The organism is Exiguobacterium sp. s80 (assembly GCF_018618725.1).
GTDB lineage: Bacteria > Bacillota > Bacilli > Exiguobacteriales > Exiguobacteriaceae > Exiguobacterium_A > Exiguobacterium_A oxidotolerans.
Map to the genome: position 1 here is coordinate 124710 of NZ_JACSMP010000008.1, position 14042 is coordinate 138751.

Here is a 14042-nt window from a genome sequence, read left to right on the forward strand (position 1 = left end):
ATGTAAATTAAGATAACACATCACTGACCTTTTTTTCATAAATATTTCCATATTTTAATAATGTAAGCGGTAACATAGAAAAAAGAGAGTGCAATTTCACTCTCTTTATCTATTTCTGGTTACTATCACCTTAGACCCATTGCCCTTTCCAGTTTTTCTCGACCGGACTCGGTGGATTAATCGTCACAAGCTGATTTAGTAAGACAGCATCATTGTTTTCATACACTTCGTCATACAACCAGTCTTCCAGTTCCTGTGCCAAGTACTTTCTGCACTGCTCCCAGTAGAATGGTCGTTTTTCGATGTGGTGGGCGTCTGATGCAACAAGATGAGCAAGACCATTTTCCAGTAAAGCGACTGCGAACCGTTGGACGTCTTTTCCATACTTGCCAATCAAGCTCGCACATGTCACTTGACTGATCGCCCCGTTCGAAATCAACTCAAACAACAATTGTGGGTTTTGAATGATCGCTTTGTTTTTTTCCGGGTGGGCGATGATCGGGATATAACCATCCGAGATCAACTCAGCAAAGACTTGCCGCGCATAGGACGGAATCCCGCTCGACGGAAACTCAATCAATAAGTAACGCGAATCTGCGAGTGGTAACGCCTTTCTCGCTTTGATTTCTTCGATCAATTCCCCTGTCAAGCGAATCTCGTGTCCCGGATATACCGTCAAGCGAATATCCCGTTGTTTCAGTAAGACGTTCAGTTCAGCGACCGTCAACCGGACATCGACGTCTTCCGTTTCGAACTGTGGGTGGTACAGATGTGGTGTCGCGATGATTTGCGACACCCCTTCTGCAACAGCCTGTTCTGCGAGTTGTAATGTATGTTCGACGCTCGCCGGACCATCATCGACGAGTGGTAAGAGATGACAGTGCAAATCAACCATGATTGAACCCCTCACTCATAAGAATAGTAGTATTGGTATGCGGAATCATCCGTCAGTTCACGACGGTTCAAGACGACGCCGAGAATCTTCGCTTCCGCCAGTTCGAGCTGTTCTTTCGCCTTCAAGACACGCTGACGGTCAGAAGTCGTACAGCCGACGACTAAGACAACGCCGTCAGTTAATTTTGATGTAATCCGGCTATCTGCGACTTGCAGTAACGGCGGTGCGTCAAGGATGATGACGTCATAATTTTCACGAAGTTCTAAAATCAGATTTTCCATCGCCCGTGATGATAAAAGCTCCGCCGGGTTCGGTGGGATTGGCCCAGCCGTCAAAATCGACAGGTTGTCGACTTTCGTTGGCAGAATCGCTTTTTCAAGCTCGGCTTGACGTGTCAAGAGACTCGATAAACCAAGACCATTTGCGACTTTAAACGTATAGTGAACCGTCGGACGACGCATGTCGGTATCGATGATTAGAACTTTTTTCCCTTGTTGAGCATAGGCAACAGCAAGGTTCGACGACGTCGTCGATTTTCCTTCACTTTGCGTTGCTGATGTAATCAGCATGACTTGAATTTCTTTATCAACGGCCATGAACTCGATATTCGTCCGAATCGTCCGGTATTGCTCGGCGATTGGCGATTTCGGTTGTGTGACCGTAATTAAGTTCCGTGCGTCTTTATGCATTTTACTTTTCTTAGCCATATTGTTTTGCCGCCTCTCGTTTGGTTGCCTTCGCTGACGATTTAAAGACTTTGCTATCGATGTCCGGGATACTACCTAAGACCGGTAGATCAAGGATTTGTTGGACTTGTTCTTCCGTCCGGATCCGGCGGTCGAGAACTTCACGTAAGAAGGCCAGACCGACGCCGAGTAAGAACCCAACAACTGCTGCAATCGCCGTATTCAAGATGATATTCGGGCTGACCGGTGACGTCGGAATGCCTGAGACCGATAAAACTTTGACGTTATCGACATTCATCAATTCAGTGATATCATCACTGAAGACGTTTGCAACCGAATTAGCAACGTTTGAAGCAAGTGCTGCATCTGTACTTTGGACAGAGACGTTGATGACCTGGGAGTTTTGTTCACTTTCGACAGTGATCATGCTGTTCAATGCATCAATACTCGTAGGTGCATTATCGACTTCTGCTTGGACTTTTTCTAAAATCGCTGGGCTTTTGATGATGACACGGTATGTATTGACGAGTGTGACCGACGACTGGACTTGTGACGCATCGATGACATTGTTCTCTTGTTTTTTCGGTGTGACAAGAATTTGTGTTCCAGCTTGGTACGTCGGATTAATCAAAAACGTACTGACGGCAAAAGCGATGACGGCTGCGACGATCGTCAGGGCGAGAATCCGCCAAAGCGACTTCCGTAAAACTGAAAATAATTCTTGCAAGCTAATCGTTTCATTCATGATGTGACTATTCTCCTTTATTTGTCTAATGCAGTGATTATTTTATCAACTAGGATTCAGTATAACAAAAAATTGGGAAATGGTTACTATTATTTTAGGAAATACCATACGTTTATTGAAAAAGTTTGCGTATAATAGAGACTAACATGCTTTCCTTTGCATGAATTACCGGATATCTACATAGGAGGAATATTTTTTATGCATCGCTCTCTGCAAGCACTCCAATACTATACATCGCACTCGGAGGAAGAGATCATACGTCTTCATGAACGCATCCGTTCAAGTCTCGCTTCGACCGAATCCTTAACCGATACGATGATCCGTCTGACGGGAGACGCACCACTCCTCCCATTCAAGCAGGACACGGTTACGGTAGACGAATGGCAAAATTTTTTAGACGGAAAGCACCATGAGAGTTTGGCAGATTTTTATGGCACCATTGTCGCCCGACCAATCCTTAAAGAAGACCAGATCAAACAGGATATCTCGGCGGAAGCACCGTCTTCCCTGTCACGTACGCAGCGACCAGATGCGCCACGCCGCCAGCATACGAAGCCGACAGCTGCACCACATACGAAACCGAAATTCCCATGGGGCTGGATCGCGTTATTGATTCTTTGTTTCCTGCTTGGAGCTGGTGGAACATACGTCTATTCGAACTATCTCGCAAGCCAAAAATCGTCTGCACCTGATGCGACCATTGAACAACCGATCGCTGTCAAAGAGTCGATGGAAGACCAAGATGATGAAAAAGCAGACGATCAGCCGAAAGCTGAACCGGAAACAAACATCCTTTACGTCAACACACGCAACAGTAACATCTACCGTGACGAAGCGTTGACGGAAGAATTGTACGAAGCCGACTTCGGTGACGGCTACCGGATCCTTGAGACATCCGACTCAATCAGTAAAGTCGAACTGACTGACGGAGTGACAGGATATATCAAAAATACAGATACGACAAAAAAAGTCGAGGGTGATGCCATTGCCGATGAAACGTTACTGACATGGGTCAACGATAATCTCGATACAAGTTTTGTCACGGGCACCCTCATTGACCTTATCGGCAAATCGGACGAAGAGTTGAACACTTTATATGGCGAACCCGACCGCACATATCCCGATGAACTGAACACATACCTGTTTTATGGAAATCATTTCTTTACGTTATACGATGACCGGGTCATCGCCATCGATTGGTCGGAAACGGATATCACGAATGAAACTCTCGCGACACTCGCACCGCTCCAGCTCGAATCGGATACGGCTTCGCTCGTCATGAGCAACTCGTACCGACTGCAACGGTTCGCAAAAGACGGGACCGACTTCAGTCGCGTCCGTCTCGCCGAACAAAATCTCTAAACAAAAGGAGTGAGCCACGTCGGCTCACTCCTTTTTCTGTATCATTCGATTCCTAACGAATATTGTAATGCAGTTTTTGTTTGTTCGAGCGAATCGTCCGTCGGATGCCAGTAATAAATGCCATCCGCTTCTTTTCCACCCGCTCCTTCAAGCTTTAAGTTTTCCTGATTCTTAAAGGCATCCATATAGTCAAAAGCGAGCGTCCGCATCGGTTTGAATGAGACATTCGTCTGGGCATTGTCCCCGACGACATCCATGATTGCATTAAATTTACCGATGGATACATCTGAGGATAACTTATCGATTACTTGTTCAATGACCTGTCGTTGACGCATTTGACGACCAAAGTCGCCACGTGGGTCATCGTAACGCATCCGTGTGTACTTCAATGCAGATTTTCCGTCTAAATTAATTTTCCCGACAGAAAATTTTTCACCTCCATAATCAAAATCAATATCATTGACTACTGTCACTCCACCAACCGCATCAACGAGTGACGTAAACCCTTCCATGTTGATTTCCGCATAGTAGTTGATCGGAATATCAAGGAAGTTCTCGACCGTCTTGATTGCCATCTCCGGTCCACCAAATGAATAGGCGTGGTTGATTTTATCGTTCGTCCCTTTGCCGACGATATCGACTTTCGTATCACGTGGGATACTGATAAGACGACTTTCATTTCGTGTCGGATTCAGTGTCATAACCATGATTGAGTCACTCCGTCCGCGCTCACCCGGACGTTGGTCGACCCCAAGCAGCAGGACTGAAACCGGTTTTTGTTTCTCAACGACAGCATCCCCTGTATTTTTGACCGGTGACTGAATTTTTTTGACCGTCTGGTCGACTTGATAATATGTATAACCGATGAAGCCGCCGATGCCGACGACGAGGACCAAGGCAATCAACAGCATGATTTTCAGCGGGGTCCACCGCTTTTTCGCTTTTCGTTTCTTTTTGACGCGTTCCACTCTATCATTTCTCCTTTTTGTCTTGCGTATTATGTCATACCTATGAGTTCTCATTTATATCGGTTCAGCATGAGCACTCTTATAGTCGAGTATACAAAAAATAACTCTTTTTTTGTAAAAAAAATGAAAAAAACTTCTCTACAGACTCTTATGAACTGAACCCTAAATGCTGGACGCTTGATAAAAAACTCCTCAATCCATTTCTGGACCAAAGAATCATGTCGTGACTGGTTTAATCCGCAATTTTTTTTACACAAGTTAATACAAAGCCATCGTATAGCTAAATCTCTGTATTAACTTGAACTATCTTTCCATTGAAGACGTATCCTGCTCTACTCTTCGAATCATCTATACATGCGTAAATAGTCACCTTCAGAGAACTTGATGCGCGTGCAATACTTCTACTCCCACCTCTATTCAAATCGCACCTTTACGAACGTAATTTTGAACTGAAATTTGATCATGTTCACAAAATTGAACTACCTCCACCTACGCTTCGCTTAGAGGTGGAGGATTCCTGAGTAATCCGACCTAACGGTCGAAAATTGATCAGGCTAACCCCGTCGTCCCGACGGTTGAAGAAGCTAGGATGCGTTCAGCTTCTTGTTTGAGGTTCAGTCCTGCGTTCACATCGCGGTCGTGATGGATCCCGCAACTCGGGCATGTCCATTCACGCAAGCCAAGATGTTTCACGTCTTTGTGTTGATGTCCGCAACGGGAGCACAGTTGACTAGAGGCGAAGGTCTTGCCGACTTTCACGACGGTCTTTCCGTACCATTCCGCCTTGTATCCGAACATGCGGAAGAACTCCGACCAACTGACCTCCGAGATCGACTTGCTTAACTTGCGATTCTTCTGCATGTTCTTCACCTGCAAGGTCTCGATCCCGATGACGTCGTGGTTTTTGACGATCTCGGTCGATACCTTGTGCAGGAAATCGGTTCGCTTGTTCGCGATCTTCTCGTGGATGCGGGCGACCTTCCGCTTCTGCTTCTGATAGTTCTTCGCCTCGGAAAGTGTTACTTTCTTGTCCAAGGCCAACCGTTGACGACGAGAAAGCTTGCGTTGCTCGCGCGCCAGCTTCTTCTCAAGCGAACGGAAGTAACGGTCGTTCTTGTATACCGTGCCGTCCGACAGGATGGCGAAGTGCTTCAATCCGACATCTACGCCGACGGATGAGCCCGTCTTCGGCATTTCGTTGCTTTCCTGCTCGACGAGCAGGGAGACGAAGTATTTTCCTGAAGCGTTACGCCGGATCGTCGCGTTCAAGATGCGTCCGACGACCTGCCTCGAGTTGGCGAAACGCACCCATTTCAACTTCGGGAGTTTTAACTTGTTGCCGATTATAGAGACTTCGGGAAGTTGAGATTTCCCTTGAATGTTCGTCTTGTACGATTGAACGGGGTTCCGTTTCGACTTGAAGCGAGGCCGTTCGTTCTGCTTCTTGAAGAAGCGGTCAAAGGCATCAGCAAGATGTTTGACGCTCATCTGCACAGACGTGCTATCGACTTCCTTCAGCCAGTCGAACGCCTGCTTCAACACCGGGAGTTCTTTCGAACAAGACCCGTAGGATAGTCCTTTACCTGTCGCTTTATACGTCTCATCCCACTTCGCCAAGAAGTGGTTGAAGACGAAGCGCGAACAACCGATCGTCTTCGCGATCAGGATTTCCTGTTCTTTTGTCGGGTAGATTCTGAATTTGTAGGCCTTGTGAGTCAACATGATGTTCACCTCCTTACAAAGGATATACCCGAAAGAGAGGGTAGCGATTCATCTCCCACTTTCACTCGGGCTTCACCCTGACCGTTTAGAGGTGGGCGTATTCTCGCCTATTTTTGATAAAAGACAGCTTCATTTCGATTATTAAAAAAGAGATGTATCCTTTCTTCAGAAAGATGGATGCACGCTAAGTAAGTATCTGATGGCGCGCGTCCATCGCCTCCAAAAAATCCGTCCGGTCGAACTGATGCCGCGAATCCGCCATGATTTCAATCCGTTCACCGACTCGTCGGAGCTGAATCGGTAAGCCACGCCCAATCCAGTCCAGTTGCCGCTGCAACAAATGACGCGCTCGCTTCGTTTTTCGTTCCGCTTCGACGAACTGACGGATGTATTGCAACACGTATCCGAACCCGAACTCGATCGGAATCCGAAGCTCGACGCCGGCGTCCGTCACCCGAATCACCCCCGCGCCGTAATGAATCGCCCGCGACCACTCTTCGTCGACATGTTGCTCCCACCCGTTTACCAAGGGGACTGTTTCAAGTTTCCCTTTAGGTCCACTCGGTTGTACCGTGAAATACTCAATTTTCATCATCCGTCTCCTCCACAAAAAATAGGATGAACCCACTGATGGATTCACCCTATATAACAGGTCAGTTAGATGGATTGTTCGAAAATGTCTGGTGCGGTCGCCCGATGCCTTCATACTGGACGCTACCCGGCGCCTCGAGATGTTGCCAACAGTTTCGTCCGTCAATCAGACGCGGTGTCTGCATGTGTTCCTGCAAGAGTTGCGGGGATACGTACTTGATGTCATCCCATTCCGTCATGATGACGGCGACGTCCGCTCCCGCCACTGCTTCAGCCATCGTCGTTTTTTGGTCGAGCAGGGTCTTCGCTGCCGGATCATAGCCTGTCACCTTCACCCCAAGCTGTTGCAGGCGTTCGGCCAATCGTAACGCCGGTGCATCCCGTAAATCATCCGTGCCCGGTTTAAAGGCAAGTCCGAGCAGGGCGACATGCATGCCACGCTCGGGACGAATCTTTTCGAGCACGTATGCGAGCTGAGCTTCATTCGTCCGGTCCGCTGCTTCGATGACGTGAAGGTGCGTATCATGCGTGCGTGCAAGTGTCGTCAAGGCTTTGATGTCTTTCGGGAAACAGGATCCGCCGTAGCCAGCCCCTGCCCGGAGAAAGGCTGGACCAATCCGTGGATCAAGACCGATCCCTTGGGCGATGTCGTCGACGTTCGCCCCGACCTGGTCGGCAAGCCGGGCGATTTCATTGATGAAGCTGATTTTGACGGCCAGGAAACTATTTGCCGCGTATTTCGTCAATTCTGCTGTCGTCGGATCGACATGGACGACCGGTGCGTCCGTCGTCTTGAGTAATTCCTCGAGTCGAGGCGCAAGTAGCGCGTCACGCGTCCCGATGACAATCCGGCTCGGTTGACGCATATCGGCGAGTGCCGTTCCTTCCCGCAAAAATTCCGGGACCATCGCGAAGCGGAGGGACGGATGCTCCGTACTCAACCGTTCCGTCGTCCCCGGAGGAACGGTCGATTTCAAGACGACCGATGCGCCGGGACTGATCGATTCAATCAACCGGACGACGGCTTCGACGGCTGAAAGATCGCAACTGCCATCTGCCCGTTCCGGTGTACCGACGGCGACGAGGTAGAGGTCCGAGACCGGGTACTCCGTCGTGAAGGTCAATCGACTTTGATTTTTCTCGAGTGCCTCGTCTATCCCTTGCTCCGTAATTGGCGCGATACCTCGTTTAAGCTGTTCCATCCGTTCTTTATTTAAATCGACACATGTCACTTCATGTCCCGCGTCCGCTAGTCCAATCGCTGTCACAAGACCGACATAACCGGTCCCAATCACCGTTAGATGCATGCAATCACTTCCTTCGTTAGTTTCTCTGTCTTCACTATACGGGAGGAAGAAAGATTTGTGCATCGAAAAAGCTTTTCGAATACGCTATACTAGTCATGGGAATGGGAGGAATGTCCGTGGCGATTATCATCTTTTGCCTCGTCTGTCTCTTCGCATATCGTATCCGGAAGCTTCCTGAAGCGATCCGGACGATCTTACTCATCCTCGGGTTATTCAGTGGATGGTTCGCGCTGTTTGAGATCATCAGTTATCTAGAAGCCAATCCGTATCTAGCCGCGATTCCGATCACACTCGGACTCGGGTATTGGTACTGGCGCCGTAAGAAAAAACAAAAAACCATCACACCGCCATCGTCTTCATGATGGACTAGCCTGCCGGCAAAGCTCACACGACTGTGAACTTTGTCTTTTTTTCGTCAAAAAAAAGACTACCTCATGTGTAGAAGGTAGTCTTTCCTGGTTATAAACCGTTCGCTTTATGCTCGAGTGCGGCGATTTTTTCGTCAACATCCAGCAACTTCAGTTCATGTTCAAGCTCAAGGCGACGTTTTTTACGTTTGAGCTGACTGATTTGTTCAGCAATTGATTCAGCCGTCGCTTCCTGTTTTGGCGGCACCGACTCGCTTTGCGTCTGATCCATCGATTGACGGAGTGGATCAAACAAGTTCGATTTCGCAAACTTCGCCGCTTCCGGACCAAACATGTCATTGATGATCGGAAGGATCTTGTTCATCGCCGTCCCCGGGATTTGTGACTTTTCATCGACCAGTCGTTTCAGCGCCAGTTCATCGACCAAGTAACCTTTTCCATCCTGTTCCGCATGCAATTCGCCTGTCCGGATCCAGCGACGGACCGTTTCTTCCGATACACGTAACAATTCACTGATTTGTTTCGTCGTTAACATCGTCATCCCTCTTTCTGTTCATTTGATACTACAACTATACACACGTGTGTGCGTGTGTGTCAACCGATACACACACGAAAAAGCCTCCTGAACATAATCGTTCAGAAGGCTTTCATTTTTAACCGTTTCGGCGTAAGAGGAACCACAGTCCGACAACTGCAAGCCCGGCACCTGTCGCAGCAAACGGGAACGGTGTCTCTTCCCCTGCTTGCGGCAACGTTCCAGACATTTTAGTCGAACGGGTCACGTCCGTCGCCTGCTCCGTTTTCGCTTTGACCGGCGTCGGTTTCGCTTGTTCGACCGGTTCAGCACGGACGACTTCAGCCGCCAAGAAAAATCCGAGCGTGTCTTCCGTCATCGTAAAGGTGGCTTCGACCGGCTTTCGTTTGAACAACTTCATGAATTCCTCGAGCTCCGGGAATTCTTCGTCGAGTTCTTCACCCTGATCTTCAGCCATCGCTTTCATGTCCGCTTTCGTGATGGCACCTGAAAAATCTTCGAAGTCAAGCAACGTATCCAAATCCAAATGATGCATCGCTTTTACAAGATACCCTGATTTCACTTCTGTTTTAACCGAGTACGTCCCTGGTTCGAGTTCAATCATCATTGCTTCATTCGCACCGACTGTTTCTTTGTAGACGTCTTCTCCGGTAATCGTGTCCGTCACCGTATACGTCGCAGGCACGCCCGTTTCTGTATAGCCCGGTCGTTGATTCGCATCCGCGTCAAAGAAGTTTGTGACGAGCAAGAGGTTTGAGAAGTCTTCCTCTTCCTCACCGCCATACAGTCCTGCATCAATCTCTGCCGTTTGACCAGCTTTCAGCCTTAAATAAAGGTAACCGTCCTCTTCATCTAAATCCGAATCGATCAATCGGTCGTCACCGACGTTTTGAGGCGAGTTGTAGTAATACCCCATGTCGAATCCGTCCATCTCGACGTCATACTCACCCGGTTTCAGGTTCGAGAACGTGTAGCGGCCTTCCTTCGTATACACTTCGTCGACGACATCTTCATCATGATTCAACAGCAATACAGGAATATCATCGAGTAACAACTCGCCACTTTGACGAATCCCGTCCATGTTCTCGTCATACCAGACGGTTCCACTGATTGTTCCCGTTGTGGCTTTGACAGGCTTTTCTTTTGTTGGCTCTTCTATTACTGGTTCCTCATTCGCCGGTTCTTCCGTCGCAGGATTTGGTTCTTCTGTTGTTGGTTCTTTCGTTACCGGCTCCTCCGCCGTCGGTTCCTCTGTTGCCGGTTCATCTGTCACGACACGTCCGAACTCGACGAGGATGTTCTTCGATTGATCGACCGCAACGATGTTGATCGTCGGTGCCGTATCAGCCGTGAACGTCACGACCGGCGTTTTCGCGATATCGATATTTTTTCCCGTCACTTCGCCTTCGAAGACGAGCGCCGTTTCTGATTTGAGATCGACGAGTCCTTCCCCTGTGAAGGTCAGGGTGTACGGATTCGTTCCCGTTCCCGTGACGTCCCAACTCATCGGTGCTGCTTGTACCGGACGAATGATACTCAAGCTCATTACGAGTGCCACAAGATACATGCCAAGTTTTCGCATTATGTAAATGTACACTCCATTCCAAAAATATGTTCTACCTAAACTTTAAACAATACAGGAAAAATAAACCACCTAAAACTTTAAATTGCGTTATCTTTTTTTCAAAAAAAGAGACGGCCCCTTCCCTTCAGGAAGAAAGCAGTCCCGTTCACTCGACTTTTAGACGAGTCGCTCGCAAGCTGTCGCGCACACTTCACACGCTTCAGCACATTTTTGACAATGGTCATGATCATGTCCGGCACATTCTTTCGCACATGCACGACAGATTTCGATACAGGCTTTCGCGAGTACAGATACATTCGAGCTGTTTCGAGCAATCGCTTGACGGAGCAGACCACATATATCGGCACAATCCCGATCGAGTCGGATACAGCCTGCCATGTGCGCGACGTGTTCCTCATTCAAACAGGCATCGAAGCACGCGTTGCAGGCCATGATGCATGCATTCAATTCTGTTAAGACAGCTTGATGGTTTTCAGACATCATCCAAGTCCTTCCTATACGTATAGTAGGTACCACTCTTTTTTAATTTCCCTATCATCTTCATCACAAACATCAAAAAAGAAGCATGCGAGAACCGGGGAATCCAAGTGGCTCTCGTATGCTTCTCATTTGGTTTAACGGACGATTTCGAGCGGAATCTCAATGCCACGCCCGGCGCCTGCATCGATAATCAACACAGGGAGTCGTTCTTCATCAAAGATGTCTTCTTCGATCGTCGTATCTGCCGTATAAATTCGAACTTCACCCATCTTCTTTGCTTTAAATGAAACGAACGGGAACGGAATCGATTGATTGGCGACATCGAGTCGGATATCGACCTGTTGATCGTCAAGACGAATGTCATTCGCCGTTCGAATCGTCAAGCGCATCCGGTCCTTTTCCGTCAAGGAGACTTGAGCGGAAATGTTTTCCGTTTGTCCGGCACGTTTGACAGGATCAATGAAGACCGTCGGGGAAGCCGTCTTCACCACGTCAGCACGCTGACAACCCGGAATGATGAGTAAGGATATCGCAAGGGGGATCAACCAGCGTTTCATCAGCAGGTCACTTAATCGCGAAAGTTAGTTCAGCAGTACAGGCGACTTCCCCATCGACCGTAGCTGTAGCACGCCCTTTACCAATCGGTCCACGCAGTTTCGTCAATTCGACTTCCAGTCGGAGCTGGTCACCGGGTACGACTTGACGTTTGAAACGGCAATTTTCAATACCTGCGAAAAATGCGAGTTTCCCTTGGTTTTGTTCCATCTTCAGTACAGCGAACGCACCGACTTGTGCTAACGCCTCGACAATCAGTACGCCAGGCATGACGTTGTAATCCGGAAAATGACCATTGAAGAATTCTTCATTCGCCGTGACGTTCTTGATGCCTACCGCTCGTTCACCTTCCTCGACTTCAAGAATCCGGTCAACGAGTAAAAACGGGTAACGGTGCGGAATCACTTCTTTTATCTGTTCAATCGTATACATATCTACAGCTCCAATCACTGATTAATCTAAGCCTTCATCCAAAAATCGGTGATGCGGGTCCACGTATCGAGCTTCAATACATCCATCGCTTCGCCACCACCAAACGTCGCGTAACCAACCATCGCGCCTACGACGAGTGCAATCGCGACGAGAACCAATACGATCAATAGTCGTACAAGAATCGGTACTCGACGAGAAGAATACTCACGAAGACGTTTACGCTGCTTCTGCTCCGGGTTTTCTTGATGTTCCTGATTCGGCTCTTTTTGATGCCGTTTCAGACGTTCACGTGTCGGTTGACCCGTTCCTGCTTGGTTTTGTACCATCTTGATCACCTTTCATTGAGTCAGTCTAAAGAACAGTATAGCACATTAGTACCTGGTATTAAATAGTTCCGATTTAGCTACAAGTTTGCTCTTTTTCCAAGTGTAACATGAGGAATCACCGAATATATAAAAAAAGTTCGCATTGTGTATATAAGGAAAGAAAAAACACTTTCCCATATTTTTCGATATTCTTTCACAAATTTTAAATCCAATTCATTCCCTTGTGCGTAAGCTACACAGAACGGCAAACAGAACGACTACTGAAACGCATCAAAATTACGTTTTAAGATTTCTTCAACTTTTTAAAACTTTTTTAAATCCAAATGCCTCACTCCTTCGTAGGCTCTTCAGAAGGACGAAACAGAAACTACCAAAACCACTAAAAACTGAGAGGAATGATTACAGATGAAACACACTAAAAAATTCGCAGCATCAGCAATGGCAGCAGCACTCGTATTACCAGGAACGGCGGCGTTCGCATCAGGCGGTTCAGACGACATGATGCATGAGGACAAAGCAAAAAACGTCACGGTCAAAACGAAAGCAGCAGATCTTCGTGCGACACTCGACCAATTACTTTCTGAGCACTTCGTGCTTGCTGTCATGGACATGAAAAAACAATATGACGGTTCAAAAGATGCTGAGTATTATGAAGCGGCACTCAAACAGAATGCACTCGACATGACACCGGCAATCGCTTCAGTCTATGGCGACGAAGGCGCAAAACAATTCGAAAAAATCTTCGTCGATCACAACAAATACACAACGGACCTCGTCAAAGCCGTCAAAGCGGATGACCAGGAAGGCATCAACGCTTCGAAAGCCGAGACAGAAGAATTCGTCCAGGATCTCTCGACATTCCTCGACGCTGCGACAGAAGGCGAACTTCCGAAGGAAGCAGCTGAAGAAGTCCTTCGTGCTCACGAAGCGGACGTCTATAAAACATTCCAAGAGTATGCAGCAGGCGACTACGAAGGATCGTACAACACGTTCCGTGAAGGATACAGCCGCATGTATGACATCTCGAAAGCACTCTCAGTCGCGATCACGACACAAATGCCTGAGAAATTCGATAACTCGAAAGCTGATACGAAAGCCGCTGACCTCCGGTCAACACTCAACAGCCTTGCTGCTGAACACGTCGCTCTTGCGAACCTCAGCATGACGGCAGGCGTCGATCAAGCGAAAGACTACGATGCTGCAAACTGGGCGGAAGACATGCACACAGCTGACTTCAAAGCCGCGATCAAATCGATCTACGGTCAAGCCGGTGCGGATCAGTTCGAGCAAGTCTGGACGAAAAACCACATCGAAGCACAAGCGAACCTCGTCACAGCAGCCATCAACGATGATAAAAAAATGATGGGTGACGCACAAGACATGCTCAAGATGTTCACGAACGACTTCGGTGCGTTCCTCGGAGCAGCAACGGAAGAAAACCTTCCGACGAAAGCAGCACAAGAAGCGGTCGCTGGCCATGAAACA

General features: G+C 48.0%; 16 protein-coding genes. 3 read left to right on the forward strand and 13 right to left on the reverse strand.

What is annotated here, in order from left to right; genetic code table 11:
• Positions 1-130: 130 nt before the first annotated feature.
• The 3 genes from KNP94_RS13245 to KNP94_RS13255 are packed head-to-tail and all read right to left on the reverse strand — an operon-like array spanning position 131 to position 2326.
• A complete protein-coding gene (locus KNP94_RS13245; protein WP_215115812.1) occupies positions 131-895 on the reverse strand; it encodes a tyrosine-protein phosphatase in 765 nt (254 codons plus the stop codon).
• Between the two features lie 11 nt (positions 896-906).
• Positions 907-1602: a CpsD/CapB family tyrosine-protein kinase gene (locus KNP94_RS13250; protein ID WP_215115813.1), complete on the reverse strand. Its 696-nt coding sequence runs from the start codon at positions 1600-1602 to the stop codon at positions 907-909.
• Positions 1595-2326 (reverse strand): YveK family protein, encoded by a 732-nt coding sequence (locus KNP94_RS13255; RefSeq protein ID WP_029331696.1) that lies wholly within the window; start codon positions 2324-2326, stop codon positions 1595-1597. The genes KNP94_RS13250 and KNP94_RS13255 overlap by 8 nt, the downstream gene beginning before the upstream one ends.
• Before the next feature lie 198 nt (positions 2327-2524).
• On the opposite strand from KNP94_RS13255, the gene KNP94_RS13260 reads away from it, so the two are divergent.
• Positions 2525-3688 (forward strand): hypothetical protein, encoded by a 1164-nt coding sequence (locus KNP94_RS13260; RefSeq protein WP_029331698.1) that lies wholly within the window; start codon positions 2525-2527, stop codon positions 3686-3688.
• 41 nt (positions 3689-3729) lie between these two features.
• Here KNP94_RS13260 and KNP94_RS13265 read toward each other — a convergent pair whose 3' ends face one another.
• From KNP94_RS13265 to KNP94_RS13280, 4 genes are all read right to left on the reverse strand, one after another.
• The gene (locus KNP94_RS13265) at positions 3730-4656 is read right to left on the reverse strand and encodes an LCP family glycopolymer transferase (RefSeq protein WP_215115814.1); all 927 of its coding nucleotides are present in this window, start codon (positions 4654-4656) and stop codon (positions 3730-3732) included.
• 549 nt (positions 4657-5205) lie between these two features.
• Positions 5206-6378, reverse strand: coding sequence for an IS200/IS605 family element RNA-guided endonuclease TnpB (gene tnpB / locus KNP94_RS13270; RefSeq protein ID WP_215115815.1), 1173 nt, complete (start codon positions 6376-6378; stop codon positions 5206-5208).
• 184 nt (positions 6379-6562) lie between these two features.
• A complete protein-coding gene (locus KNP94_RS13275) occupies positions 6563-6973 on the reverse strand; it encodes a hypothetical protein (RefSeq protein WP_251132662.1) in 411 nt (136 codons plus the stop codon).
• A gap of 58 nt (positions 6974-7031) precedes the next feature.
• Positions 7032-8276 carry a UDP-glucose dehydrogenase family protein gene (locus KNP94_RS13280; RefSeq protein WP_215115816.1) on the reverse strand — a complete coding sequence of 415 codons (1245 nt, stop codon included), beginning with the start codon at positions 8274-8276 and terminating at the stop codon, positions 7032-7034.
• Positions 8277-8386: 110 nt separating this feature from the next.
• On the opposite strand from KNP94_RS13280, the gene KNP94_RS13285 reads away from it, so the two are divergent.
• Positions 8387-8638, forward strand: coding sequence for a hypothetical protein (locus tag KNP94_RS13285; protein ID WP_251132663.1), 252 nt, complete (start codon positions 8387-8389; stop codon positions 8636-8638).
• A 97-nt stretch (positions 8639-8735) separates the two neighbouring features.
• Here the strand turns inward: KNP94_RS13285 and KNP94_RS13290 are convergent, their stop codons facing one another.
• The 6 genes from KNP94_RS13290 to KNP94_RS13315 form a co-directional block, all read right to left on the reverse strand.
• Positions 8736-9179 (reverse strand): helix-turn-helix domain-containing protein, encoded by a 444-nt coding sequence (locus tag KNP94_RS13290; RefSeq protein WP_088837940.1) that lies wholly within the window; start codon positions 9177-9179, stop codon positions 8736-8738.
• A gap of 118 nt (positions 9180-9297) precedes the next feature.
• Positions 9298-10761 carry an SdrD B-like domain-containing protein gene (locus KNP94_RS13295; RefSeq protein WP_215115817.1) on the reverse strand — a complete coding sequence of 488 codons (1464 nt, stop codon included), beginning with the start codon at positions 10759-10761 and terminating at the stop codon, positions 9298-9300.
• Positions 10762-10920: 159 nt separating this feature from the next.
• Positions 10921-11247 (reverse strand): four-helix bundle copper-binding protein, encoded by a 327-nt coding sequence (locus KNP94_RS13300; RefSeq protein ID WP_215115818.1) that lies wholly within the window; start codon positions 11245-11247, stop codon positions 10921-10923.
• A gap of 131 nt (positions 11248-11378) precedes the next feature.
• Positions 11379-11801: a hypothetical protein gene (locus KNP94_RS13305; RefSeq protein WP_029331709.1), complete on the reverse strand. Its 423-nt coding sequence runs from the start codon at positions 11799-11801 to the stop codon at positions 11379-11381.
• A 7-nt stretch (positions 11802-11808) separates the two neighbouring features.
• Positions 11809-12231 (reverse strand): 3-hydroxyacyl-ACP dehydratase FabZ, encoded by a 423-nt coding sequence (fabZ, locus tag KNP94_RS13310; RefSeq protein ID WP_088837944.1) that lies wholly within the window; start codon positions 12229-12231, stop codon positions 11809-11811.
• A gap of 26 nt (positions 12232-12257) precedes the next feature.
• Complete coding sequence (locus KNP94_RS13315) at positions 12258-12557, reverse strand: DNA-directed RNA polymerase subunit beta (protein WP_214766939.1); 300 nt, start codon at positions 12555-12557, stop codon at positions 12258-12260.
• A 405-nt stretch (positions 12558-12962) separates the two neighbouring features.
• Here KNP94_RS13315 and KNP94_RS13320 point away from each other — a divergent pair.
• On the forward strand, positions 12963-14042 hold a 1080-nt coding region (locus tag KNP94_RS13320), incomplete at its 3' end, for a copper amine oxidase (RefSeq protein WP_215115819.1).

What these genes read in the sequence shown, in the direction of transcription:
- KNP94_RS13255 (WP_029331696.1), bottom strand. Translation starts at nt 2,326, where the DNA reads ATGAATGAAACGATTAGCTTGCAAGAATTATTTTCAGTTTTACGGAAG.
- KNP94_RS13300 (WP_215115818.1), bottom strand. Translation starts at nt 11,247, where the DNA reads ATGATGTCTGAAAACCATCAAGCTGTCTTAACAGAATTGAATGCATGC.
- KNP94_RS13315 (WP_214766939.1), bottom strand. Translation starts at nt 12,557, where the DNA reads ATGGTACAAAACCAAGCAGGAACGGGTCAACCGACACGTGAACGTCTG.
- KNP94_RS13250 (WP_215115813.1), bottom strand. Translation starts at nt 1,602, where the DNA reads ATGGCTAAGAAAAGTAAAATGCATAAAGACGCACGGAACTTAATTACG.
- KNP94_RS13295 (WP_215115817.1), bottom strand. Translation starts at nt 10,761, where the DNA reads ATGCGAAAACTTGGCATGTATCTTGTGGCACTCGTAATGAGCTTGAGT.
- KNP94_RS13285 (WP_251132663.1), top strand. Translation starts at nt 8,387, where the DNA reads ATGTCCGTGGCGATTATCATCTTTTGCCTCGTCTGTCTCTTCGCATAT.
- KNP94_RS13290 (WP_088837940.1), bottom strand. Translation starts at nt 9,179, where the DNA reads ATGTTAACGACGAAACAAATCAGTGAATTGTTACGTGTATCGGAAGAA.
- KNP94_RS13305 (WP_029331709.1), bottom strand. Translation starts at nt 11,801, where the DNA reads ATGAAACGCTGGTTGATCCCCCTTGCGATATCCTTACTCATCATTCCG.
- tnpB (WP_215115815.1), bottom strand. Translation starts at nt 6,378, where the DNA reads ATGTTGACTCACAAGGCCTACAAATTCAGAATCTACCCGACAAAAGAA.
- KNP94_RS13280 (WP_215115816.1), bottom strand. Translation starts at nt 8,276, where the DNA reads ATGCATCTAACGGTGATTGGGACCGGTTATGTCGGTCTTGTGACAGCG.
- fabZ (WP_088837944.1), bottom strand. Translation starts at nt 12,231, where the DNA reads ATGTATACGATTGAACAGATAAAAGAAGTGATTCCGCACCGTTACCCG.
- KNP94_RS13260 (WP_029331698.1), top strand. Translation starts at nt 2,525, where the DNA reads ATGCATCGCTCTCTGCAAGCACTCCAATACTATACATCGCACTCGGAG.
- KNP94_RS13275 (WP_251132662.1), bottom strand. Translation starts at nt 6,973, where the DNA reads ATGATGAAAATTGAGTATTTCACGGTACAACCGAGTGGACCTAAAGGG.
- KNP94_RS13245 (WP_215115812.1), bottom strand. Translation starts at nt 895, where the DNA reads ATGGTTGATTTGCACTGTCATCTCTTACCACTCGTCGATGATGGTCCG.